Consider the following 24762-nt stretch of genomic DNA (forward strand, 5'->3'; position numbering starts at 1 on the left):
GCGTCCCACCGGGTCATGATCGACATGTCGCACCCTGAGCTGGATGCGGCCCGGTTTCAGGTGCGGGTGGGCCGCCGGACCGCCGGGCAGCAGCCGACCACGCACGGCGCACCGTCGACACTGACACCGAGCCCCGCCGACCGGCCGGCGATCGCGTCCTCGACGAGCGCCACCACCATCTGCGCGAACCGCGGATCCTGACCGCAGGTGGCGGCGCGGGCGAAGGGCATGCCCAACTCCCCCGCCAGATCCTTGGCCTCGGTGTCCAGGTCCCAGATCACCTCGAGGTGGTCGGAGACGAAACCGATCGGCACCACGGCCACACCGGGAACCCGCTCGTCCCACAGGGATTGGATGTGATCGCAGATGTCCGGTTCGAGCCACGGCACCTGCGGCGGGCCCGACCGGGACTGCCAGACCACGTCGTAGTCGCCGGTGCCGATCCGGGCGGCGACGTTGTCAGCGGCGTCGCGCACCTGCCGCGAGTACAGGTTCGTCACGCCGGGCGGACCGGCCGCCTCGTCCGCGGCGTCCGGGATCGAATGCGCCGTGAACACCAGCCGCGAACCGGAAGGCACCTCCGCGAGCGCGGCGCTCGCGGCATCGGCGAAGCAGTCCAGGAACAGTTCGTGATCGGAGAACTGCGGCAGCTTGGTCAGCTGCGGAGCGTCCTCGACCGCGGCGCGCGCCCGGGCGATGTCCTCGTCGTACTGCCGGCAACCCGAGAAACCGCCCCACGCGGAGGTCGCGAAGACCAATGCGCGCCGCACCCCGTCGGCCTTCATCTGCGCGACGGTGTCCTCGACCATCGGGTGCCAGTTCCGGTTCCCGAAGTAGACCGGCAACTCCAAGCCGCGGTCGGCGAGCACCCCCTCGACGGCGGTGATCAGCTCCCGGTTCTGGGCGTTGATCGGCGAAACGCCGCCGAACCGCAGGTAGTGCTGCTCGACGGCGTCCAGGCGCTCAGGAGGTACGCCCCGACCCCGCGTGACGTTCTCGAGGAACGGTCGCACGTGGTCGGGGTGCTCGGGCCCCCCGAAGGAGAGCACGAGCAGGGCGTCGTAACTCACTGCTGGTTGATGAAGTCCTCGGGGAACCAGGTGTTGTGGCTGGCGCCGCCGTCGACGTAGACGATCGAACCGGTGGTGCCGGGCAGCCAGTCGGACAGCAGCGCACACACGCTCTTGCCCACGACCTCCGGGTCGTCGACGTTCCAGCCGATGGGCGAGGCGCCGTCCCAGTAGGTGTTGAGCATGTTGAGCTTCTTGGCGTCATCGGTCGCGGTGCCCGAGATCGCCTTCGCCGCGAGGGTCTTGATCGGGCCGGCGGCCACCAGGTTCGAGCGGATCTTCTTGGCGTAGCCCACCTCGCGGGCCACGTAGCGGTTCACCGACTCCAGGGCCGCCTTCTGCACGCCCATCCAGTTGTAGTCGGGCAGCGCGGTGCGCGGATCGAAGTCCATGCCCACGATGGAGCCGCCCTCGTTCATCACGGGGAGCACGGCGCGGGCCAGCGAGGCGTAGCTCCAGGCCGAGATCTCGAAGGACTTCGCCACGTCGGGACCGGGGCCCTCGAGGAAGGGCAGCGCGTCCGGGCCCATCAGGGTGCGGGGCGCGAAGGCGATCGAGTGCAGCACACCGTCGATGCCCTCGGGCGCGAGCTCGCGGATCTTGTCGGCCAGGACGCCGAGGTACTCCTCGTCGGTCACGTCGAGCGGGATGGCCGGGGGCACCTCCTGCGGCAGGCGCTTGGCGATCCGGTCGATCAGGCGGAGCCGGTCCGGGATGCCGGTGATGATCACCTTGGCGCCCTGCTCCTGGGCCACCTTGGCGGCCGAGAAGGCGATGGAGGCATCGGTGATGATGCCGGTGATGAGGATGGTCTTGCCTGCGAGCAGTCCGGTCACGGACGTGCCTCCTTCTGGGGTTGGCTGGTGCGACGGTGCGGTGTCGGCTTGTGGCCGGAGCGGGGCCTAGTGGCCCATCCCGAGTCCGCCGTCGACGTTGATGACGTTGCCGGTGACGTAGGCGGAGTCGTCCGAGGCGAGGAACGAGACCACGGCGGCCACCTCCTCCGGCTGGCCGATGCGCTTCGCCGGGATGCCCTGCTTGATCAGCGGTTCGGTCATGTCGGCGGGGAGATCGCGGGTCATGTCGGTGTCGATGAGCCCCGGCGCGATCACGTTGGCGGTGATGTTGCGCGACGCCATCTCGCGGGTGACGGAGCGGGCGAGACCGACGACGCCGGCCTTCGACGAGGCGTAGTTGGCCTGACCGCCGGTACCGGCGAGACCGACGACCGAGCCGAGGTAGATGAAGCGGCCCCAGCGGTTCTTGAGCATGTCGCGGGTGGCGGCCTTGGTGACGCGGAAGGCACCGGTGAGGTTGGCGTTGATGACCTTCTCGAAGCTCTCCACGCTCATGCGCATGACCAGCGTGTCCTCGGTGATGCCGGCGTTGGAGACGACCACCTCGACGGGGCCCTGGTGCTCGGCGACGGTCTTGAACGCGGCGTCCACCGAATCGTTGTCGGTGACATCGCACTGCACGCCGAACAGGCCCTCGGGGGCACCCGAACCGCGGTGGGTCACGGCCACCTTGTGACCGTCGGCGGCGAGGCGCTGCGCGATGGCGAGGCCGATGCCGCGGTTGCCGCCCGTCACGAGCACGGAACGGGGCGTGAAGTCAGAAGAGTTCGACATGGCTGCCAACTTAGCAATCACGCTCACCCGCCGGGAAATCTCGGTCGATCCACCCGCGTGTCCGCGCCGCCGTCAGGGCAGGCGACGGTTCATGCCCACGGCCGCCGCGGCGCCCGCCAGGATGATCAGGGTGCCCCACAGCATCCAGATGCGGGAGTTGTCGCCCTTCTGCATCTCCCAGCCGATCTCGTCGCGCAGGCTCCCGTAGGCCTCGTTGAGGTCGCTCAACGACGACGCCGCGAAGAACTGGCCACCCGAGAGCTCCGCGATCTTCTTGAGCGAGGCATCGTCCACGGGCACCGGGATGTTCTGTCCGCCGATGTTCACGCTGCCGCTGGTGGTGCCGAAGGAGATGGTGGAGATGGGGATCCCCTCCTCCTTCGCCTTACGGGCGGCGGTGAACCCGCCGCGCGGATCGTCGAGATCGGTGGGCACCGTCTGCTTGCCGTCGGACTCCAGGATGATCCGTGCGGGCGGCGAGTTGTCCTTGCCGCCCAGCACGTCCCGGATGTTCTTGATCGACTGGATCGAGGTGTAGATGCCCTCGCCGGTGGCCGTGCGCTGCGCCAGTTCGAGCTTGTCGACGGCATTGAGCGCCAGGCTGCGGTCGGGGGTCGGCGAGACCAGCAGCGAGGCCGTGCCCGCGAAGGAGACGATGCCCAGGTTCACACCGTTCGGCAGTTCGGTGACGAACTTCTTCGCCGCCTCCTTGGCCGCGGTCAGCCGGTCCGGCTCCACGTCCTTGGCCTCCATGGACAGCGAGACGTCGATGGCGAGCACCACGGTGGCGCGGTTGCGCGGGACCTTCCGCATCGCCTGCGGGCCGGACAGCGCGACCATGAGCAGCACCAGGCCGATGGCCAGCAGCGCGATCGGCAGGTGCTTCCACCGGTTCTTCGTGGGCGGCGCCACCGAATCGAGCACCGAGGTGTTGGCGAACTTCAGGGTCCGCTTCTGCCGTCGCTTCTCGTTGTAGACGTACCCGGCGAGCAGTGCGGCGACGACGAGGATGCCGAGCAGCCAGATCGGGTCGGCGAGCGAGGTGAGACCGCCCATCTACGAAGCACCAGCCAATCCACGTCGGCGCGCGGCGACGAACCGCACGATGTCGGCGAGCCAGTCCCGGTCGGTGCGCAGTTCGAGCACGGGGGCCCCGACGCCGCGGAGCGTGCGGGCCACCTGCTGCCGGTGCTTCTGCGCCGCATCGGCGAAGCGGGACTGCAGCTCGGGGGTCACGGTGAGTTCGCGGACCGCGCCGGTCTCGGCGTCGCGGAGCGCGATCTCGCCGACCGCGGGCAGCTCGACGTCGCGCGGATCGAGGACCTCGACGGCCAGCACCTCGTGCTTGGCGGCCAGTCCCCGCAGCTCGCGGACGTAGTCGATGTCGCCGAGGAAGTCGCTGATCACCACGACCAGGCCGCGGGGTTGTTCGGGCCGCCGCAGCGAGTCCAGCGCCCCGCGCAGATCGCCGCGCGTGCCCTCGGTGGCGCGCGGCGCACCCGCGATGGTGCGCAGCACGAGCTGCCGGTGCGCCCGTCCCGCTCGCGGCTGCACGCGCAGCATGGTGGTGCCGTTGGTGACGATGCAGCCGACGCGGTTCGCGGCACCGGCCACGAGGTGGGTGACGGCCGCCGACGCGGCGACGGCGAGATCGCGCTTCGTGCCGCCGACCGAGCCGAAGTCCATCGACGCCGACAGGTCGACCACGATCCAGGTCTGCAGTTCGCGGTCGGCGATCATCTGCCGCACGTGCGGGTGCGTGGTGCGTGCGGTCACGGACCAGTCCATGAGCCGCACGTCGTCGCCCGGGGTGTACGGGCGTGATTCACCGGGCTCGGAACCGGGACCCGGCAGCAGGCCCTGGTGGTCGCCCTTGAGCACACCGTCGAGACGGCGACGGACCAGCAGTTCGAGCGTCTTGAGCGACGCCTGCATGCGGGCCTCGTCGACCTCGCCTCCGGCGAAACTCGGGAGCGGGCTGGCGGACACCGATCAGCCCTGCGACTGCGTCGCCTGCTGCGGCGCGGCCTGCTGGTGCGCCGTCTGCTGGACCGGGGGCTGCTGCGGGTAGGCCGGCGCCTGCTGGGGCACCGACTGGCCCACGACCTGCGGCAGCGCGATGGTCTGCAGCACCCGGGTGATGGCCTGATCGGCGGTCACTTCGTCGGCCAGGGCGTCGTAGCTCATCACGAGGCGGTGGCGTAGCACGTCGGGGATGATCTCGACCACGTCCTGCGGGACGACGTAGTCGCGGCCGCGGAGCAGGGCGAGCGCGCGGGCCGCGGCGACGATGCCGAGGGTGGCGCGCGGCGAGGCGCCGTAGGTGATCCACGAGGCCACATCGTCCAGGCCGTACTCGCGCGGGGTGCGGGTCGCGGCGATCACCCGGACCACGTAGTCGACCAGCGCGTGGTGCACGAAGACCTCGCTGGCGGCGCGCTGCAGGCGGATGATCGTGGCGGGATCGAGTACCTGGGAGGCGGTGGGCGGCGTGGTGCCCATGCGGTAGACGATCTCCCGCTCCTCCTCCACCGAGGGGTAGCCGACGACCACCTTGAACAGGAAGCGGTCGCGCTGCGCCTCGGGCAGCGGGTACACGCCCTCGTTCTCGATCGGGTTCTGGGTCGCGAGCACCAGGAACGGGTCGGGCATCGGGAAGGTCTCGCCGCCGATGGACACCTTGCGCTCGGCCATCACCTCGAGCAGGGCCGACTGCACCTTGGCCGGTGCGCGGTTGATCTCGTCGGCCAGCAGGAAGTTCGCCTTCACCGGTCCGATCTCGGTGTCGAACTGTTCCTTGCCCTGGCGGTAGATGCGGGTACCGACGAGGTCGGAGGGCACGAGGTCCGGCGTGAACTGGATGCGGGAGAAGGAGCCGCCCACGACGGTCGCGAAGGTCTCCACGGCCAGCGTCTTGGCCACACCGGGCACGCCCTCGAGCAGCACGTGTCCCTTGGCGAGCATGCCCACCAGGATCCGCTCGACGAGCTGGTCCTGGCCCACGATCACACGCTTGACCTCGTAGACAGCCCGCTCCAGCAGCTTGACCTCGTCGCTCGTCGCGGTGCCCTGCCCCTGAGAGTGAGTCACGCAAGTCCCCTTCGTCGTCTCGTCCCCCGGCCCGGTTCCGGACCTTCTCGACAGCCCGCCGCCGGGCCCGTCACCCGAGGGTACTGAATGCCCGCCCGGATCCGGCGGGACCGGCGCGTCGCGCGTCAGCTGTTGATGACGCGGACCACCGTCGACAGGAAGGTCGAGGCGTCGAACGGGGCGACGCGCACCGCGCCACCCGACTGCGGCGATTCGAGGATCTGGTTGTTGCCGAGGTAGATCGCGACGTGCTGGGTACCGCCGGGGCCACGGAAGACCATGTCGCCGCGCTTGATCTGGCTGACCGGGTACTGCTTGCCCGTCGTGTACTGGTAGCCGGAGTACTTCGGCAGGGCGATGCCGACCGCCGCGAAGGCGTAGGCGGTGAAGCCCGAGCAGTCGAAGCCGATCCGGTTGTAATCGCCGAAGCTGTCGGCCACGCCGCCGTCGCGGACACCGCGGGTGGCGCCCCAGGCGTTGCCGCCTCCCCAGGCGTACTGGACGCCGATCACCGACATGCCGCGGGCGATGACCGCGTCGATGGCCTGCGCGCCCGAGAGGTTCGCGGCGCTCTGGAGGGCACCCGCGGAGGGCGCGGGGGCCGACGGTGCCGCCGGCGCGGAAGCCGACGGGGCGGACGGCTGGACTGCGGTCGCGGCGGGCGTGATCCCGAACAGCGATCCCGCCTGGTTCACCAGGTTCTGCGCGAAGGTGCGGGCTCCGGCGAGCGGATCGGCGGTGTTCACCGTGGCATCCGTGCCACCCGCGGGCGCTGCGGCCGCGGGTGCGGCGGCAGCGCCGGGAACGGTGGGGACAGCTGCGGCGCCGGGGGCGGTCACCGTCTGGCTGCGCTGCTCGTCCACGACGTACTGCGCGTAGACCTTCTGCTGCGTCTCGCGGTCCTCCGCACGCTTGGCGGAGTCGAGCGCCCGCTGCGCGAGCTCGCGCTGCGTGGTGAGCGTGGCCTGCTCCTGCTCCTGCGTGGTGAGCGTGGCCACGGCCTGGGTGATCGAGTCCTCGGCCTGCTTCTTCCGATCGGAGGCCGCGGCGGTGGCGGCATCGGCCTGCACCTTGGCGGCGCGGGCGGCGGTGCGGGACGCCTCGGCACGGGCCTTGGCCGCCTTGAGGTCACCGAGAGCGGCGCGCTGCTTGTCCGCCACGATGCGCAGGGTGGTGGCCCGCTCCAGGGTGGCGTTGGGATCCTCGCCACCGAGGGTGTTCACGAGCGCGCCGGCGGTGTTGCCCTGCTGGTACGCGGCACGGACCACCTGGTCGAAGCTGTCCTGGGCCGACTTGATCCGGGTGTCGGACTGGGCGACCGCGGCCTCGGAGACCTTGACGGCGCCGGAGGCGGCGGAGGCGGCGTTCTGCGCCGACTGCAGGTCGACCACCGACTGGTTGACCGACTGGCGCTTGCTCGCGACGTCGTCGCGGAGGTTGGCGATCTTCTGGTCGGCCTGCGCGATCTTGTCGACCAGCGCGGCGACCACGTTGCCCGGTGCGCCGGAATCACCGACGGGTTCGGCGGCGACGGAAGCGAAGGTACCCACGGCGAGAGAGCCCGTGGTGACGGCCGCGAAGAGCGACCGCACGGCGAAGGTGGTGGCTGAGTGTGCCGTACGCCTCAAGGTGTCTCCTCAGTCTGCGTTCACGCCCGATGAGTACGCGTTTACAACACGCACAACATTGGTTCCATGAGTACCGTACGACACTTTGGCAACAAGAGAAAACACGAAACGGCGAATTACATTCATGTGACCACTAGTGCGTGGCGCGTGACCTGCGATGATCTAAGAAAACGTGAATGCGGATCGATATCGCTGCTCGGACTGAGTTACAGCGGTGGAATTATCGAAAGAATGCGCTATTACGCGTTCGAAGAATGGGACAGATCATCGACCGGGGCGGCCGCGTCGGGCCGCAGACCGGCCGCCTTCCGCTCGGCGTCGATCGCCCGGCTGCGGTTGCGGGTCTTCACCCGAGCGACCCCGGCCAGCGCGGCCACGAAGAGCACGAGCGCCACGGTGAAGCCCGCCCACGGAAAGGTGGCGTTGTCGGCGATGTCCACGAAGTCCTTGGCCGCGGCCGGCGGATTGCTGAGCACCAGGCCGGTGGGCTTGTGCCCGTCCTGCGCCTTCTCGATCTGATAGCGACTGAGCTGGCCGGTGGAGAAGCCGGCCACCTGGCTGGGCGACATCACCAGGACCGACATCGCCCCGCCCTCCTGGCGTGCCAGCTCGGTGCCCAGGTCGCGCAGTGAAGTATCGGGCTTGTAATCGTGCGCCAGCACGATCACCTTGAAGTTCTCGATCCCCTTGGCCTGTGCGTCTTTGACCACGGCGGCCAGCTGCGCCTCCGAGCCCTTGTATGCGGGATTGAGGATGGCCACCCCGTCGTCGGCGAGGTCGGCCTTGAGCGCGGTGAAATCCACGTCGGTCGGCACTTCGGTGAGAATCGGCAGGGGGCCCATGACCTCAGGCTACGACACGGCCCCGTGGGCTCCGTGAACAAGGCAGAATGAGCACCGTCCGTCGAGTGTCGGCCCCCCTGCACTCTCACAGGACAAGCGTACTGTATTATCGATTACACGCACCGGCACAGCCCGTCGGTGCACACCACACAACGTTGAGTGGAGCTGACGTGAGCAAGAGCATCGATTCCTTCTCGTCGCGCGGCACGCTCGAGGTAGGCGATCAGTCGTACGAGATCTTCCGCCTCAGCGCCGTACCCGGCACCGAGAAGCTGCCTTATGCCCTCAAGGTCCTTGCAGAGAACCTGCTGCGGACCGAAGACGGCGCCAACATCACCACCGATCACATCAACGCCCTGGCGAACTGGGACCCGTCGGCCGAGCCGAGCGTCGAGATCCAGTTCACGCCGGCGCGCGTGATCATGCAGGACTTCACGGGTGTGCCCTGCATCGTGGACCTCGCCACCATGCGTGAGGCCGTCACCGCCCTCGGCGGCGACCCAAACAAGGTCAACCCGCTGTCCCCCGCCGATATGGTCATCGACCACTCGGTGATCCTGGACGTCTTCGGCCGCGCCGACGCCCTTGAGCGCAACGTCGACCTCGAGTACGAGCGCAACGGCGAGCGTTACCAGTTCCTGCGCTGGGGCCAGGGCGCCTTCGACGACTTCAAGGTCGTCCCGCCCGGCATGGGCATCGTGCACCAGGTCAACATCGAGTACCTGGCGCCCGTCGTGATGACCCGTAACGGTCAGGCCTACCCCGACACCTGCGTCGGCACCGACTCGCACACCACCATGGAGAACGGCCTGGGCGTCCTGGGCTGGGGCGTCGGCGGTATCGAGGCCGAGGCGGCCATGCTGGGCCAGCCCGTCTCGATGCTCATCCCGCGCGTCGTGGGCTTCAAGCTGACCGGTGAGATCAAGCCGGGCGTCACCGCCACCGACGTGGTGCTCACCGTGACCGACATGCTGCGTCAGCACGGCGTCGTCGGCAAGTTCGTCGAGTTCTACGGCAAGGGCGTCGCCGAGGTGCCGCTGGCCAACCGCGCCACCCTGGGCAACATGAGCCCCGAGTTCGGTTCCACCGCAGCGATCTTCCCGATCGACGGCGAGACCATCAACTACCTGCGCCTCACCGGCCGCACCGACCAGCAGCTCGCGCTGGTCGAGGCGTACGCCAAGGAGCAGGGCATGTGGCACGACCCGGAGCACGAGCCCGCCTACTCGGAGTACCTCGAGCTGGACCTCGGTTCCGTGGTTCCGTCGATCGCCGGCCCGAAGCGTCCGCAGGACCGCATCCTGCTCAGCGAGTCGAAGGTCGCCTTCCGCAAGGACATCCACAACTACGTCGAGCAGAACAACCCGGCGCCCGAGACCAAGCTCGACGAGGCCGTCGAGGAGTCCTTCCCGGCGTCGGATCCGGCCGCCCTGTCCTTCGCGGACGACGGTGCCGTCAACGTGCAGTCGGCCGCCAACGGCGCCGAGGGCCGTCCCTCCAAGCCGGTCACGGTGACCGGCGAGCGCGGCACCTTCGTGCTCGACCACGGCGCGGTCGCGGTCGCGGGCATCACCTCCTGCACCAACACCTCGAACCCGTCGGTCATGCTCGGCGCGGCGCTGCTCGCCCGGAACGCGGTCGAGAAGGGCCTGACCACCAAGCCCTGGGTCAAGACCAACATGGCCCCCGGCTCGCAGGTCGTCACCGACTACTACGAGAAGGCCGGCCTGTGGCCGTACCTCGAGAAGCTCGGCTACTACCTCGGTGGCTACGGCTGCACCACGTGCATCGGCAACACCGGCCCGCTGCCCGACGAGATCAGCAAGGCGATCAACGACAACGACCTCACGGTCACCGCCGTGCTGTCGGGTAACCGCAACTTCGAGGGCCGCATCTCCCCCGACGTCAAGATGAACTACCTGGCCTCGCCGCCGCTGGTCATCGCGTACGGCCTCGCCGGCACGATGGACTTCGACTTCGAGACCGACTCCCTGGGCAAGGATCACGACGGCAACGACGTCTTCCTCAAGGACATCTGGCCCTCGGCGCAGGAGATCGACGACACCATCAAGGCCGCGATCAGCCAGGACATGTTCCGCAAGTCCTACGAGACGGTCTTCGCCGGCGATCACCGTTGGCAGAACCTGGACACCCCCGAGGGCGACACCTTCGCGTGGGACGAGAACTCGACGTACGTCCGCAAGGCGCCGTACTTCGACGGCATGACGATGGAGCCGGAGCCCGTCTCCGACATCTCGGGCGCCCGCGTCATGGCGCTGCTGGGCGATTCGGTCACCACCGACCACATCAGCCCCGCCGGCCCGATCAAGCCCGGTACCCCGGCCGCGCAGTACCTCGACTCGCACGGTGTGGCCCGCAAGGACTACAACTCGCTGGGCAGCCGGCGCGGTAACCACGAGGTGATGATCCGCGGCACGTTCGCGAACATCCGCCTGCAGAACCGCGTGCTGGACACCATCGGCCTCGAGGGCACGCAGGGTGGCTACACCCGCGACTTCACCCAGGAGGGCGGCCCGCAGTCGTTCATCTACGACGCGTGCCAGAACTACCAGGCCGCGGGCGTCCCGCTTGTGGTCCTGGGCGGCAAGGAGTACGGCTCGGGCAGCTCGCGCGACTGGGCGGCCAAGGGCACCAGCCTGCTGGGCGTCAAGGCCGTGATCGTCGAGTCCTTCGAGCGCATCCACCGGTCGAACCTGATCGGCATGGGCGTGGTCCCGCTGCAGTTCCCGAAGGGCGAGTCCTGGAAGAGCCTCGGCCTCGACGGCACCGAGACCTTCGACATCGCGGGCATCACCGAGCTGAACAAGGGTGTGACCCCGAAGACGGTGCACGTCACGGCGACCAAGACCGACGGCACCAAGGTCGAGTTCGACGCGGACGTGCGCATCGATACCCCCGGTGAGGCGGACTACTACCGCAACGGCGGCATCCTGCAGTACGTGCTGCGGAACATGGTCAACAGCTGACCGAAGGTCTGAAGTAGACGCGTGACGGCGGGTCCGGCCCCAGCGGCCGGGCCCGCCGTCCTCGTACTGGAGAGTTACCGTCCCCGTAGGCAGGACAGGAGACAACCGTGCCCAAGGTGAGCGACGACCACCTCGCCGCGCGCAGGCGTCAGATCCTCGACGGTGCGCGGACCTGTTTCGCCGAGTTCGGCTACGACGGGGCGACGGTGCGCCGCCTGGAAGCGGCCACCGGGCTCTCGCGCGGGGCGATCTTCCACCACTTCCGCGATAAGGACGCGCTGTTCCTTGCGCTGGCCCGCGAGGACGCCGAGCGGATGGCCGATATCGCCGCCACGCAGGGCCTGGTGCAGGTGATGCGCGATATGCTCGCCCATCCCGAGCGGTTCGACTGGCTGGGCACTCGCCTGGAGATCGCCCGGCGGCTCAAGAACGACAACGACTTCCGCGCGCAGTGGACCGAGCGCAGCGCCGAGCTGACCGCCGCCACCTTGCGGCGCCTGGAACAGCAGAAGCAGCGCGGCAGGCTGCGCGATGATCTGCCGACGAACGTGATCCTCGGCTATCTCGACCTGGTCCTCGACGGCCTGGTCACCCACCTCGCCTCCGGCCGCCCGACGGACGGCCTGGAGGCGGTGCTCGACCTGGTCGAGGAGAGCGTGCGCCGCCGCGAGGACTGAACTCCCGCTACATCCCGGCCGGCGGCGTGGCGTAACAGAAGACGGCGCCGTTGACATCGGTGGCGGCGGCGAGCGTGCCCCACGGCGTGACCTCGCCCGGCTGCACCACGGTGCCACCCGCCGCGGTGATCCGCGCTCCGGCGGCCGCCACATCGTCGACCGCAAGGTAGATCTGCCAGAACGAGGGCGTGCCCTCGGGATACACGCCGGACGCGAACAGCGGCGCCGAATCCATGATGCCCGCGACGCCCTCCTTGGCGCCGTCCGCCGCCGGCACCAGCACCTGTGCGTAACTGTCCGGGCCCACGGCGTCCGCGTCTCCCCCGGTACCGATCTCCTCGAACTCCCACCCGAAAACGGTGCGGTAGAACTCCTTCGATGCGCCGTACTCGCGGCTCTGGCAGTCGAACCAGTACGGCGTGCCCGGGACGCCACGCTGCACGAAGCCCGGGTGAGTGCCCGGCTCCCACACGCCGATCGCGGCGCCGGCCGGATCGACGACGAAGCCGAACCGCCCCAGCTCGCCCACCGGCGAGGGCGGCACGATCACGGCGGCACCCGCCTCGGTGGCGGCGGCGATCGACGCATCGGCGTCATCGGTGCGCAGGTACACCGACCACATGTCCCCCGGCCCCTCACCGCCGTCGGTGGCTCCCATGAGCCCGGCCACGAGATTGCCGTTGACGCGGAAGTTCCGGTAGCCCCCGAACTCCGGATCGGCGGGATCTGCCTCCCAGCCGAACACCGCCCGGTAGAACTCCACCGCCGCATCGACATCGCGGCTCATCAGATCGATCCAGACGGGTGCCCCGACGGGCGCTGTGTACTCGGTCATGCCCACTACCGTGGCACAGCCCACCGACATGCGCCGGGAGTCCGCGGGATCAGCGCGGGGCGACGGCGTGCAGAGGCCGCGCCGCCGTGATCGTGACCGCGGCGCCGAGCTCCGGGGCCTCGGTCACCGGCACGTCGAGCCGCACCGTCGTCTCGCCGACGGTGGCGGTGACGGCGCAGTGCTCACCCCGGAATCCGACGCTGCGGACCCGATGCGCACCGCCGGCGATGAGGGTGAGTTCACCGGGGCGGGCGAGCACCTCGACGGGTCCGGTCGCACTGTGCCGCAGCGGGATCCGGCCCAGCGCGCACACGGCGTGATCGCCGCTCGCGGTCCCGGGCAGGGCTGTGACCTCGCCGAACAGGCGCGCGACCTCGGTATCGACGGGGGCGGTGTAGACCTCCTGCGCCGGACCGGCCTGGCGCACGGCACCGTCGACCAGCACCACCACGGAGTCGGCCATCGCCAGTGCCTCCTCCGCATCGTGGGTCACCAACAGCGCGGTCGCGTCCTCGGCGCGCAGGGTCTGACTCACGTGCTCGCGCAGCCGGGTGCGCAGCGCGGCGTCGAGCGCCGAGAAGGGCTCGTCGAGGCCGATCACCGCGGGCCGCGGCGCCAACGCACGGGCGAGCGCTACTCGTTGCTGCTGTCCGCCGGACAGCTCCGCGGGGCGGCGGTCGGCGAGACCGTCCAGGCCCACCGTGGCGAGCAGTCCGGCGACCCGATCGTCACGTCCGAGCACCCGCCGCCACCGCGGTCCCAGACCGAAGCCCACGTTGCCGCGCACCGTCAGGTGGGCGAACAGCGCCCCTTCCTGCGGTACGAGGCCCACGCTCCTGCGTTCGGGCGCAACGTCGATCCCCGGTGCCGCGACCACCGCACCGTCGATCTCGATGCTCCCGGCGGGAGCGCGTTCCAGGCCCGCGATCGCTCGCAGGAGGGTGGTCTTTCCGCAACCCGATGGGCCGACTACCGCGGTGACGGCGCCGCGGCGCACCGTGAGATCGATCTCTCGGAGCACCTCGGTGCGGCCGTACCGCACCGACAGTCCGCGCACCACGACGGCGTCGTTCATCGTTGTCCCTCCCGGGTGAGCAGCATCGACAGCGCCACGGTGGGCACCGATGCGACCAGCACGAGCAGCAGGCCCAGCACGGCGGCGCGGCCGTAGGCCACGTCGTTGTTCAGGCTCCACATGTGGGTGGCGAGTGTAGAGGTCCCCACCGGCGCCAGCATCAGCGTGGCGGGCAGTTCCTTCGCCACCGACAGGCACGCCAGCGCCGCGCCCGCGGCGATCCCGGGTGCTGCCAGGGGTAGGCGCACCCGCGCGAAGGTCGCCGCATCGGAGGCCCCGAGGGTGCGGGCGGCATCCGGCACCCGCGGCGGGATCGCGTCGAGCGCCTGCCGGGCGGGGCCGAGGCACACCGGGAGGAAGAGCACCGCGTAACAGGCGATCAGCAGCGGGGTGGTGAGGTACCAGTCCGGCAGCAGCCGGATCCCGACGAAGACGGTGGCCAGCGCCACGGTGACGCCGGGCAGCGCGTATCCGAGGTACGAGACCGCTTCGATCGGTCCGGCCCCGGGGCCCGGCGGCCGGGCCGTGTACACCGCCACCGGCAGCGCGGCGAGAGCGATCACGGCGGCCGCGGTCACCGAGAGCATCAGGGTGGCACGCAGATCCGGCCAGGCCCAGGCGAGCGCGCCGCCCACGGTGGTGAAGCCGAGCCGGGTGGATTCGGTGATCTCGCGCAGCAGCCCGGCCACCGGCACGGCGATCCCGGCCAGCAGCACCACCGCGCTGACGACCCACGCCCCGACGGCACCGGAACGGGCCGTGGGGCGTTCCGCGGTCGCCGCCGACGGTGCGTCGCGCCGCATCCCGCGCTCGGCGGCGGCCAGGGCGATCGCGACCACCGCGAGGACGCATCCGTAGATCGCCGGGGTGCTGCGGTCGTAGGCGCCGTTGTAGGCGTTGTAGATGCCCACCGTGAAGGGCTCGTAGCGCACCACCGCGGGGCCGCCGAAGTCACTGATCGCGTACAGCGCCACCAGGAGTGAGCCGCCGGCACAGGCGGGCCAGACGCGCGGAAGGGTGACCCGCGCGAACACCGCGACCGGACCGAGGCCGAGCGTGCGCGCCGCGTCCTCCTGCCCGCGGCCCATCCCGGTGAAGGCGGCGGCCGCCGGCAAGAGCACCAGCGGATAGCACGCGAGTACCAGGATCAACGCCGCCGCCCAGAAGCCCTCGAAGCCCGGGAACAGCCGCGTCCACACGAATCCCGCCACGTACGACGGGATCGCCAGGGGCGCCGCCAGCAGCCCGATCAGGACGGACCGCCCGCGGCCCACCGCACTGGTCACGACCCGGGCAAGGCCCACACCGAGCGCCGCCGCGGCCACGGTGACGACCGCCGCGAGCCGCACGGTGTTGCCGGCGAGCTCGGCGGTGCGCGGGCGCAGCAGGATGGTCCGCGCACCGTCGAGACCGAGCTCCGAGGCCCGCATCACCAGGTAGCCGACGGGCACGAGCACCGTCGCGGCGACCGCCGCCGCGACGAGCCCGAGCGCCGCCCGGCCGGGGCTAGAGCGCACCCACCTCGGTGAGCAGCTTCTCGGTGCCCTGGGTGTCGGAGAGCTGGGCGTAGTCGATCTTCGGCGGCTTCAGATCGGCCAGCGGCGGCAGTCCGGGAACGGAGAAGGGCACGCCCGCGACCACCGGGTACTCGCCCGTCTTGGTGGCGAAGTACTCCTGCGAGGAGTTCGTCAGCAGCTGCCGCACGAACTCGATCGCCTGCGGCTTGTTCGTGGAGCTCTTGAGTACCGCGGCACCCGCGAGGTTCACAAGTCCGCCGGGATCGTTGTCGAAGAACTTGAGCTTGGAGGGCACCGCCGCCTCGCCCTTCTCCTTGACCGCCTGCGCCCAGTAGTAGTGGTTGATCAGGCCCGATGCCACAGTGCCGGAGTTCACGGCGTCGAGGATCTTGCCGTTGCCCTCGAACTTCTTGGGCTCGTTGGCGAGGAATCCCTGCAGCCAGGCCTTAGCTCCGTCCTCGCCGCGCAGCACGCGCAGTGCGGTGACGAAGGACTTGAAGGAGGCGTTGGTGGGCGCGTACCCCACCTTGCCCTTGAACTTCGGATCGAGCAGGCCGTCGATCCCCGCGGGAAGATCGGCGTCGGCCACCTGCGCGGGGTTGTAGACGAGCACCCGCGAGCGTGCCGACGTCGCGGCCCAGGTGCCGTCGCCGGACCGGTACTGCGCCGGGATCTTGTCGGTGATGTCGCTCGGAAGCGGTTCCAGCAGACCGGCCTTCGCGAGCGCACCGAGTTCACCGGCGTCCTGACCGAAGTAGACGTCCGCCGGACTGCGGTCGCCCTCCTCCAGGATCTGGTTCGCCTTCTTGTCGTAGGCGACGTTCACGGCCACGGTGCCCTTGATCTGCTCGATCAGTGGCCCCACGAGCTCCTTGGAACGACCCGAGTAGAGGGTGATCGCGGGACCGGCCGCCGCCGAAGCGGTGGACGCCCCGGGGTCCGGACTCGATCCGCTGCCGCACGCGGTGAGCGTGCCCACCGTCAGGACCGCTGCTCCTCCGAGCGCCGCCCACCGTCGAAAACCACCCATGCCTCTAATCCCTTCGTCGCGCCCGCGCTCTGGAGCGTTGGCAGGAACATACCCGACGAAACGGACAATAGGCGAGGTTTACCTTTGCGTACTTGTACGAGGTGAGAGCTGTTTTCGAACCGACACGGAAGCGTCGTCAGATCTTCGCGACACCCCGGGCATCGCGGTACACGGCCTGGACGCCGGACTGCGACATCGGCGCGGACTGGATCTTCGCGTCGGACGCCACGACGGCCTGCAAGGTGACTCCGGCGACGAGGAAGTCGGCCACCGATCGGCGGGTGTGGTCCGCGGAGGTCACCAGCACCGCTCCGTTGCCGAAGCCGTTCTGGCGCATGAGCGCCGCCGAGTTGATCGCGTTCCCCTGTGTGGAGCCCGCGCCGTTCTCGGTGTAGATACGCGTGGCGGAGAGCCCCTGGCCGATCAGCCATTCCTTCATCGCGGCGGCCTCGGTCTTGCCCGCCTTCGGGTTCCCGCCGGTCACGATCACCGGAAAGGCCGGGTAGGCCTGGGCCACCGCGAGTCCCTTGCTGAGTCGTTCGACGAGGATCGGGCGCAACCCGCCGTTGTCCTCGAGGCCGAAGCCGAGGATCACGATCGCGCTCCCTGCGGCGACACCGCCCGGCACCTGGTCGGTGAGCGGGAACGTGAGGGCCTTGTTGACGTTGGTCATCAGGGCCACCACCTTCTGCGCGTGATCGACCGGCATCTGATTGATCGCGGCCTGCGCTCCCGCGGTGTCGCCCGCGGCCTGCTTGGCGATGGCATCGTCCGTGAGCGACGAGGTCGAGGCGCTGACTGCCGGTGCGGCCGCGGCCGGACCGACCGCCAGAGCCGCCGACGCAGCCACGGCCACCGTCAGTGCCGCGAGTGAACGAAGAAATCCAGAGACACGCATGTTGCCCTCCGTGACAAATGAGTCTACGGATGGGAAAGTACACTACTGTGGTGCGTGTTGCATACGCGACGAATGTTTCGTGTGATCAGCTCGGTTTGATCGCCCACTGATCCTCGCCACGCATCGGACCCACCGTGTAGACGAGAGTCGCGCTGCCTCCCGTGGTGTCCCGTGCGGCGCATCGGAACGATCCACCCGGCGGCAGCGCCTTGAGCCCCGTGCCGCAGTCCACCGAGACCGCCGCGTTCACCTGCTTCGAGACGCTCGGCGCCAGCGTGGGGCCGGCCGAGCCGAGGTCGAAGAGCTTCTGGAGCGTCACGAACTCCACGGCCATGTCGTCGTCCTTGACCGTCACCTCCACCGGCACCGTGGCCTCGCGCACCATGGCCTCGCAGGTGAACCGATACCCGGGCTTCGGTCTGCGCTCGGAGTCGTCGCAGTTGACGACGTCCACTTTCGCCCCCAGCTTCGCGTACTCCGCGTTGAGCTTGTCCGCGATGTCCCTGGTCAAGGCCTCGAAATCGATCGACGGCCCGAACAGGGAACAACTCGCGAGTACCGGAGTGACGACGAAGGGCAGCAACCACGACTTCTTCGGGCTCATGGCCGGACAGTAGCCGACGCAAGGACCGCGCGATCGCATCATTTGCGGTCGAAAGCCCCTCTGCGCCACCCGCTTCCCATCAGTTGGGCGAAGGCAGTGCGAAGCCGAGCTCGCGGAGCACGGCGCGCGCCCGGTCGGGATAGTCGGTGATCAGGCCATCGGCACCGTCGGTGAGCAGGGCCCGCATCGTCGCGGGATCGTTGACCGTCCACGGGATCACCGACAGTCCCAGGGCGTGCGCCCGGGAGATCAGTTCAGGCGTGGTGAAACGCACGAACCCCGGATCGCCGACCCCGCCGTCCTGCGGATCGCCCTGCACCGGCGAGATCGCGGTGAGTCCGGGGATCGTCGCCTTCGCCGCGCGCACCCAGTCGCCGCCGTAGCCGTCCACGTCGAGTCCCAGCCACGGGGAGGCGCCCGGTTTCCCGGTCTGCAGGAACTGCTCTCCGTTGGTCAGTGCCACCAGGCCGACGCCGGGGAGCAGCGGCCCGATCTCCCGCAGTGCCGTCCAGTCGAAACTCTGGATCGTGACCTGCCGCGCGAGCCCGGACCGGGAGATCTCCCCCGCCACCGCCGCCACGAACTCGCCGCGGGGCGCGGTCTGCTCCGGTGCCGCCGCCTCCACCTTGGTCTCGATGTTCATCCGCACCGGCGAGTGCCGCGACCGCACCAGATCGAACAGCTCGCGCAGTTCGGGGATCCGCGCACCGGTCACGACCCGCTGTGCGCTGTACCCGGCGAGCTTCTCGTACCCGCAGTTCATGGTCCGGACCTGGGCGTAGGTGAGCTCGCGCACGTACTTCCCGACGTAGGGGAACTGCGGATCACCCGGCGTCGCCGGCGCCGTATCGGCGCACTTCTTCGCATCCACCTTCCGGTCGTGTGTGATCACCACGCGCCGGTCCTTCGTCACCTGGGTGTCCAGCTCCAGCGTGGTCACACCGAGCCGCATCGCGGCGTCGAAGCCTGCGAGCGTCGATTCGGTGACCAGGCCGAGCCCACCCCGGTGCGCCTGCAGGTCGACGGTTCGCGGCGGTTCCGCGGTGACGGGGGCCGCCGTCCCGGCCGAGACGGCGGCGGCGAGGAGGCAGACGAGCAGTGGGCGGAGCGAGCGCATGCGCCGACGGTAGGAGACCGACGTGAATGCCACGTGCACGACACCTCACGCGGGGATGACCGGCCGTCGCTAGACTGGGCCGTCGCTCATCGATCGGGAGGTACACATGGCGCAGTCCGCCGCCGAGCTGTACGCCGCGTTCACGGACAACGCCGATAACGACGTCGCGCTGCGCCTGCTGCGCTCCCCCAACGCCGTCGCCTACCTGGCACTCATGGCCGCCAGGCTGGGGACCGGACCGGTGGACGCCGAGGAGCTGGCCGACGCGCTCACCGTCGACCTGCAATCCCTCTCGCAGCACTTCACCGACCGCGCGCGCCCCGTGCCCGACGGAGCCGATGTGCTCGACACCTGGGTCAAGAGCGGTTTCGTCTCACGGACCCTCGACGACGAGGACCGCGAGATCTGCCAGCTCACCCGCGGCGCCACCACCGCGCTGGGCCAGGTGCAGGCCGTCTCACTGGACCGGAATGTGGCCACCGAGACGGCGCTGGAACTGGTCACCGCGCGGCTGGCCGCGGTCGCCGTCACCGTCAGCCCCGATCCCGATGATCACCTGCGCGCCCTCGATGAACAGATCGCCGAACTCACCCGGCGTCGGGAGGCCCTGCGGGCCGGCCTGATCCCCGAGTACGACCAGGGCAAGGTGGTCGACGACCTCAAGATCGTCAGCTCACTCGCCGAGCGCATGCCGGCCGACATCCTGGGTTACGGCGAGAAGCTGCGCGAGCACACCCGGGCCCTCCTCACTCACGGCCTGGACGCCTCCGACAGTTCCGAGGCCGAGGCCTACGCGAAGACCCTGCAGCGCCTGTTCGACGGCCATGACGAGCTGGCCAACACGCCCGAGGGCAAGGCCTTCGACGCCTTCTACACCCTGCTCTCGGACCACCGGCTGCGGCGCCGCCTGGAGGATTCCGTGGCCGCCGTCGTGATCGGCGTGGAGCTGCCCGATGATCTGCGGGACTCGCTGACCGGATTCCTGGACCGGATGTGGATGCAGGTGCAGCGGGTCGACGAGATCCGCGGCCAGGTGTACCGGCGGATCAACACCTTCGTCAAGGACGGCGACTTCCTGCAGTACCAGTCGCTCCGGGCCCGGATCACCGAGGCGCAGCGCGCCGCGGTCGAGGCCTTCGACACCGTCTCGGCGGGCCGTGACACCGGCCTCGCGGTCCCGATGAGCGCCGTGGACACCGCCTCGGTCGGTGCGCTGAAGTTCCATGACGGCATCGTCACGCTGCCGCCCGAGGTCCGCGAGACCTCCGGGGAGTTCACCATCGACCCCGCACGGCTCGTGGGACGCGAGGCGATCGACTGGGACTCCCTCGCGCGGGCGGTCAACGACGCGGTCTCCGCGGCCGACGGTGCCTCCCTCACCGACGTCCTCGCGACGATCGACGCTCCCCGGGCTGGCGATGTGGTGGGCGTGTGGAGCCTCGGCGCCCGGTACGGCACCGTCGACGCGGATCGACCCGTCACGGTGCTGGCGCACACCGCGCGCGGCCCCCGCGAGCTCACCGTCCCGCACGTGGAGTTCGCCGCATCCCTGCCCCCGCTCACGCCGGCCGCCGCCGCGCCCGAGCCCACCACGCTCTTCGAGGAGGCCTGATGTCGGACGATTCGCTGGACATCGAGACCGCTGACCTGCCCGAGATCGATCTGGCCGATTTCTCGATCGGCGACGACGAGGCGGTGCGGTCGCTGCGCGGCGCGGATACCGCTCCGCGCTTCGACGGCGACACCTCACAGCTGCCCAATTCGGTCTGCTACGCCCTGCAGGAGCTGATCGCCGCGCCGCACGTCTCGGCCCGGTCGAAGAACTGGGCGGTGATCGAGGCCGAGGAGAACTTGCTGCGATCGCGGCTGTCCGAGCTGAACCTGCTGCTGGAGATCAATCGGGAGACCAAGCACGCCTTCACTCGCCAGGTCAGCGAGAACGATCCGCGCCAGCGCAATCTGCTCCGCGCGCAGAGCCTCTCGCTCGCCGCCTCGGTGCTCGCGCTGTTCCTGCGCCTCAAGCACCTGTCCAGCCCGGACGAGACCGCCGTCGTCGAGCGGCAGGAGATGATCGATCACCTGCTGTCCTTCCGGCCCGCCCGTGACACCGACGAGGCCGGGTTCGTGAAGAAGGCCGACGCCGCGATCAACCAGCTCGAGACCCGCCGCCTGATCCGCCGGGTGGGCACCACCGACCGGTACGCCGTGCACGCGGTGATCGCCTCACTGCTCACGCCCGAGCAGGTGGACCTGTACACCGCTGCGTATCGCGATCTCGCGAGCGCCGATCACGACCTGGCCGAGCCGGCCGTGCCCGATGACGACACGGCGGACGCGGGCACCGTCGAAGCCGAGACCGAGGAGGCACAGGCGTGACCGTGCGAAGCACCCGCAAACACCTCGGCCAGTACCGCCTCACCCGCCTGCAGGTGGTGAACTGGGGCACCTTCGACGGCTACAAGGACTTCCCCATCGACGAGCGGGGCGTGATCCTCACCGGCCCTTCGGGTTCGGGAAAGAGCTCGCTGATGGACGCGCACTCGGTGGTGCTACTGCCCACCTACGATCAGTCCTTCAACGCCTCGGCCGATATGACGGCGAAGGGCGCGAAGCGGGCCGCCCGCTCGATGGCCGATTACGTGCGCGGCGCCTGGTCGGTCAACGACGACGAGCATCAGCAGTCCAAAGTGCAGTACCTGCGCGGTGATTCGGCCACCTGGTCGGCCGTGGCCGCCACCTACGACAACGGCGCGGGCAATGTGACCACCGCGGTCGCGGTGAAGTGGTTCGCCGGCTCGGGGACCGACGGGGCCTCGCTGAAGTCCTGGTACCAGCTGCACTCCGGCCCGTTCGACCTGTTGGACCTGCAGGACTGGGCCACCGCCGGATTCGACAGCCGCGGCTGGCGCTCCCGGCACGCGGACGTCGAGTTCTTCGACACCCAGGCTGCCTATCAGGAGGCGCTGCGCCGCCGGGTGGGCATCGGCACCTCCAGCGCCGCGCTCGCACTGCTGGGTAAGGCCAAGGCGATGAAGAACGTGGGCGATCTCGACGCCTTCATCCGCACCTACATGCTGGACCGCCCGCAGACCTACGCCCGCGCCGAGCGTCTGGTGGAGAACTTCACCCAGCTCGACGAGGCGTACCGGGCGGCGGCCCGCGCGGAGGCGCAGGAGAAGGTGCTGCGGCCGATGCCGGAGGCCTACGAGAAGTACCGCACGGCCACCGTCGGGACCACCCGCGCCGCGGACCTCCTCGGCGTTCCCGTGCGCTCCTACCTGCGGGGACATCGGCTGCGCCTGCTGCAGGAGCAGATGGATCGGATCGAGGCCGAGCGCGCGGGCATGGACGCGCAGATCGCCCGCTGGGAGGACAAGGCCGAAGAGCGCAAACAGCGCTACAACGACCTGCTGCACCGGCTGCGGCAGGAGCAGGGCGAGGTGGGCGTCCTGGAGGCCGAGCTGCAGTCCCGCGAGTTGCAGACCCAGGCCCGCCAGCGCGCCTACGAACGCTTCGCCGCCGCGGTCGAGAAGCTGGGCGAGCGCGCCCCGGAGTCGGCCGAGGAGTTCGCCGCGCTGCGCGAACAGATCCCGGGGATCCGGGACCGCGCCACGGAGGCCGCCGAAGCCCTGGCCGGCCGGGTGCACAGCGCCTACACCGACGAGTCCGATGCCCGCCGCGCCGTGGAATCGGTGGACGATGAGCTGGCGGTGCTGGATCGTCGCGCATCGCTGCTGCCGCCCGCGCTGCTGGACCAGCGCGATGTGATCGCCCGCGCCACCGGCGTTCCCGCGGAGGATCTGCCCTACGCCGCCGAGCTGATCGATGTGAAGCCCGCCGAACAGGCCCGCTGGGCCGGCGCCGCCGAACGCGTGCTCCGCCCACTGGCGACCACGCTGCTGGTGCCGGCGGAGCACCAGCGCGCGGTGGCCGACTACGTCAACGCCAACCGAGTCCAGGGCGTGCTCACGTACCAGGTGATCGACGGTGCCGACGGCACTCGCGCCGATGCGGGATCGCTGGCCACGAAGCTCACCGTCGACGAGCGGACCGAGGCCGGCCGCTGGCTGGCCGGAGCGGTGGCCCGCACGGCGCGGCACATCTGTGTGGACTCCCCCGCCGAGCTGGAGGACCACGAGCAGGCCGTCACCCCGGAGGGCCTGGTGAAGGGCTCGGGCGGCCGCTTCCGCAAGGACGACCGCCGCGCGGTGGCCGATCGCTCGCAGTGGGTGCTCGGTACCAACACCGGTTCCAAGCGCGAGGCACTGCAGCGTCGCCGCGACGAGCTGGCGGCGGTGCACGTCAAGGCGGCGGAGGCGTCGGCCACGCTGCGCGACGATCTCGCCGAGTTCAAGGCGGTGGCCGACGGCGCCACCGGCGTGCTGGGCTACACCTCCTGGGCGGAGTTGGACCACTGGGCGGCACGCGCCGAGGCGGAGGACCTGGCGGACCGCATCTCCGACGCCCGCTCCGGCAACGCCGATCTCAGCGAGCTGGAGCTGCAGGCCGACAACGCCTACGGAGAACTGGCCGAGGCCCAGACCCGGATCGGCGCGCTCACCGAGACCATGAACCGTGCCGGCACCGAATTCGACGATCTGCTGGCCGAATTCGAGAAGATCGACGGTGAGAGCGCCCCCAAGCTCACCGATGAGGATCGCGACTTCCTCGATACCGCCCTGTGGCACCTGCTCACCGCCGACGAGACACGGCGGCGGCGCCTCACGCTGGAGAGCTACGGGGAGATCCGCGCCGACCTGCGGGCCGAGTTGGAGCGCCAGCAGGCCGCCGCGACCGCCGAGCGCGATGCGGCCGAGACCCGCATCGTGCGCACCGCCGAACAGTTCCTCCGGGAGTGGCCGGACGCCTCCACGGAGCTGCAGGCCGATGTCGCCTCGGCGCCCGATTTCGTGACCGTGCACGAGAACCTGGTGGCGCACGGCCTGGCGGCGGCCACCGAGAAGTTCCGGCGGCTGATCACCACCGATGTCAGCCACTCGGTGTCGAACCTGTTCAAGGAGGTCGACGACACGCACCGCGCGATCACCCGGGGCATCGCCGATGTCAACGCCGGGTTGCGCCGGGTGGAGTTCAACGAGGGCACCTACCTGCAGATCGCGTACGCCGCGCGGCCCACGCCCGAGGCGACCGAGTTCGCGAAACTGGTCGACGAGATGGTGCGCGATGCGCCGGCCGCCAAGCGCGCCGAACCGGACGCCATGGCCGCTCAGTTCAAACGGATCCGCGGTCTGGTGCTGCGGCTGACCGGCGACGATCCCGAATCCCGTCGGTGGGCCGAGAACGTGCTGGACGTGCGCACGGGGTACTCCTTCTACGGCCGTGAGAACGCGGTGGGCGCCGAACCGGACGCCCCGGCGGTGGTCACCTACCGCAACACCGCCACCAACTCCGGTGGCGAGCAGGAGAAGTTGGTGGCCTTCTGCCTTGCCGCGGCGCTCAGTTTCGCGCTCGGCAGCCACGGCATCGACGGCTCCAACGAGCCCGCCTTCGCGCCGCTGATGCTCGACGAGGCCTTCAGCAAGTCCGACGAGCGGTTCTCGGCGCAATCACTGCGCGCCTTCGAACAGTTCGGATTCCAGTTGATCATCGCGGCGCCGATCCGGATGGTGGGCATCGTGGAGCCCTTCATCGGGCAGGTCATCCTGGTGGACAAGCAGACCGGGTCCGACGGTGCCCGCTCCGATGCCCGGTACGCCACGTTCGGTGAGCTCGCGACGGCGCGCTAGCCCCGTCGGCACCT

The 24762-nt window shown here is 69.8% G+C and carries 20 protein-coding genes; 5 read left to right on the top strand and 15 right to left on the bottom strand.

Annotated features, from left to right (window positions below; translation table 11 throughout):
• Positions 1–56 precede the first annotated feature (56 nt).
• From TTY48_RS17350 to TTY48_RS17385, 8 genes are all read right to left on the bottom strand, one after another.
• Complete coding sequence (locus tag TTY48_RS17350) at positions 57–1070, bottom strand: ferrochelatase (RefSeq protein ID WP_220658897.1); 1014 nt, start codon at positions 1068–1070, stop codon at positions 57–59.
• Positions 1067–1906: an NADH-dependent enoyl-ACP reductase InhA gene (gene inhA / locus TTY48_RS17355; RefSeq protein ID WP_220658898.1), complete on the bottom strand. Its 840-nt coding sequence runs from the start codon at positions 1904–1906 to the stop codon at positions 1067–1069. Before inhA ends, TTY48_RS17350 begins: the two co-directional genes overlap by 4 nt.
• A 66-nt stretch (positions 1907–1972) precedes the next feature.
• Complete coding sequence (gene fabG1 / locus TTY48_RS17360; RefSeq protein WP_220658899.1) at positions 1973–2701, bottom strand: 3-oxoacyl-ACP reductase FabG1; 729 nt, start codon at positions 2699–2701, stop codon at positions 1973–1975.
• Positions 2702–2773: 72 nt separating this feature from the next.
• Complete coding sequence (locus TTY48_RS17365; RefSeq protein ID WP_220658900.1) at positions 2774–3757, bottom strand: VWA domain-containing protein; 984 nt, start codon at positions 3755–3757, stop codon at positions 2774–2776.
• Entirely contained in the window at positions 3758–4636 is an 879-nt protein-coding gene (locus TTY48_RS17370; RefSeq protein ID WP_255585881.1) for a DUF58 domain-containing protein, read from the bottom strand.
• A 57-nt stretch (positions 4637–4693) separates the two neighbouring features.
• Positions 4694–5920 (bottom strand): AAA family ATPase, encoded by a 1227-nt coding sequence (locus TTY48_RS17375; protein ID WP_374758743.1) that lies wholly within the window; start codon positions 5918–5920, stop codon positions 4694–4696.
• Positions 5917–7419 (bottom strand): NlpC/P60 family protein, encoded by a 1503-nt coding sequence (locus tag TTY48_RS17380; protein ID WP_220658903.1) that lies wholly within the window; start codon positions 7417–7419, stop codon positions 5917–5919. The genes TTY48_RS17375 and TTY48_RS17380 overlap by 4 nt, the downstream gene beginning before the upstream one ends.
• 239 nt (positions 7420–7658) lie before the next feature.
• Positions 7659–8261, bottom strand: coding sequence for a DUF6676 family protein (locus TTY48_RS17385; RefSeq protein ID WP_220658904.1), 603 nt, complete (start codon positions 8259–8261; stop codon positions 7659–7661).
• Between the two features lie 170 nt (positions 8262–8431).
• Between TTY48_RS17385 and acnA the strand changes: the two genes are divergently transcribed.
• Both acnA and TTY48_RS17395 read left to right on the top strand, forming a co-directional pair.
• Positions 8432–11248 (top strand): aconitate hydratase AcnA, encoded by a 2817-nt coding sequence (gene acnA, locus TTY48_RS17390; RefSeq protein ID WP_220658905.1) that lies wholly within the window; start codon positions 8432–8434, stop codon positions 11246–11248.
• Positions 11249–11355: 107 nt separating this feature from the next.
• Positions 11356–11925, top strand: a complete 570-nt coding sequence (locus tag TTY48_RS17395; RefSeq protein ID WP_220658906.1) for a TetR/AcrR family transcriptional regulator — start codon at positions 11356–11358, stop codon at positions 11923–11925.
• Between the two features lie 7 nt (positions 11926–11932).
• On the opposite strand, the gene TTY48_RS17400 is transcribed toward TTY48_RS17395, so the two are convergent.
• From TTY48_RS17400 to TTY48_RS17430, 7 genes are all read right to left on the bottom strand, one after another.
• The gene (locus tag TTY48_RS17400) at positions 11933–12760 is read right to left on the bottom strand and encodes a VOC family protein (RefSeq protein ID WP_220658907.1); all 828 of its coding nucleotides are present in this window, start codon (positions 12758–12760) and stop codon (positions 11933–11935) included.
• 49 nt (positions 12761–12809) lie between these two features.
• On the bottom strand, positions 12810–13835 hold the full coding sequence (locus TTY48_RS17405) for an ABC transporter ATP-binding protein (RefSeq protein WP_220658908.1): 1026 nt from the start codon (positions 13833–13835) through the stop codon (positions 12810–12812).
• Entirely contained in the window at positions 13832–15352 is a 1521-nt protein-coding gene (locus TTY48_RS17410; RefSeq protein WP_220658909.1) for an iron ABC transporter permease, read from the bottom strand. Before TTY48_RS17410 ends, TTY48_RS17405 begins: the two co-directional genes overlap by 4 nt.
• A complete protein-coding gene (locus TTY48_RS17415; protein WP_220658910.1) occupies positions 15342–16382 on the bottom strand; it encodes an iron ABC transporter substrate-binding protein in 1041 nt (346 codons plus the stop codon). The genes TTY48_RS17410 and TTY48_RS17415 overlap by 11 nt, the downstream gene beginning before the upstream one ends.
• Positions 16383–16518: 136 nt before the next feature.
• The gene (locus tag TTY48_RS17420; RefSeq protein WP_220658911.1) at positions 16519–17280 is read right to left on the bottom strand and encodes a YdcF family protein; all 762 of its coding nucleotides are present in this window, start codon (positions 17278–17280) and stop codon (positions 16519–16521) included.
• An 85-nt stretch (positions 17281–17365) separates the two neighbouring features.
• Entirely contained in the window at positions 17366–17884 is a 519-nt protein-coding gene (locus TTY48_RS17425) for a DUF4333 domain-containing protein (RefSeq protein WP_220658912.1), read from the bottom strand.
• A gap of 79 nt (positions 17885–17963) precedes the next feature.
• Positions 17964–19001, bottom strand: a complete 1038-nt coding sequence (locus tag TTY48_RS17430) for a glycerophosphodiester phosphodiesterase family protein (protein WP_220658913.1) — start codon at positions 18999–19001, stop codon at positions 17964–17966.
• Between the two features lie 106 nt (positions 19002–19107).
• Between TTY48_RS17430 and TTY48_RS17435 the strand changes: the two genes are divergently transcribed.
• From TTY48_RS17435 to TTY48_RS17445, 3 genes are read left to right on the top strand one after another with little or no spacing between them, the layout of a single operon-like run.
• Positions 19108–20613: a DUF3375 domain-containing protein gene (locus TTY48_RS17435; RefSeq protein WP_220658914.1), complete on the top strand. Its 1506-nt coding sequence runs from the start codon at positions 19108–19110 to the stop codon at positions 20611–20613.
• Entirely contained in the window at positions 20613–21377 is a 765-nt protein-coding gene (locus TTY48_RS17440; RefSeq protein ID WP_220658915.1) for a DUF4194 domain-containing protein, read from the top strand. Before TTY48_RS17435 ends, TTY48_RS17440 begins: the two co-directional genes overlap by 1 nt.
• Positions 21374–24748 carry an ATP-binding protein gene (locus TTY48_RS17445; protein ID WP_220658916.1) on the top strand — a complete coding sequence of 1125 codons (3375 nt, stop codon included), beginning with the start codon at positions 21374–21376 and terminating at the stop codon, positions 24746–24748. The genes TTY48_RS17440 and TTY48_RS17445 overlap by 4 nt, the downstream gene beginning before the upstream one ends.
• Positions 24749–24762 lie beyond the last annotated feature (14 nt).

The sequence above is a fragment of the Tsukamurella sp. TY48 genome (assembly GCF_019656655.1).
Lineage (GTDB): Bacteria > Actinomycetota > Actinomycetes > Mycobacteriales > Mycobacteriaceae > Tsukamurella > Tsukamurella strandjordii.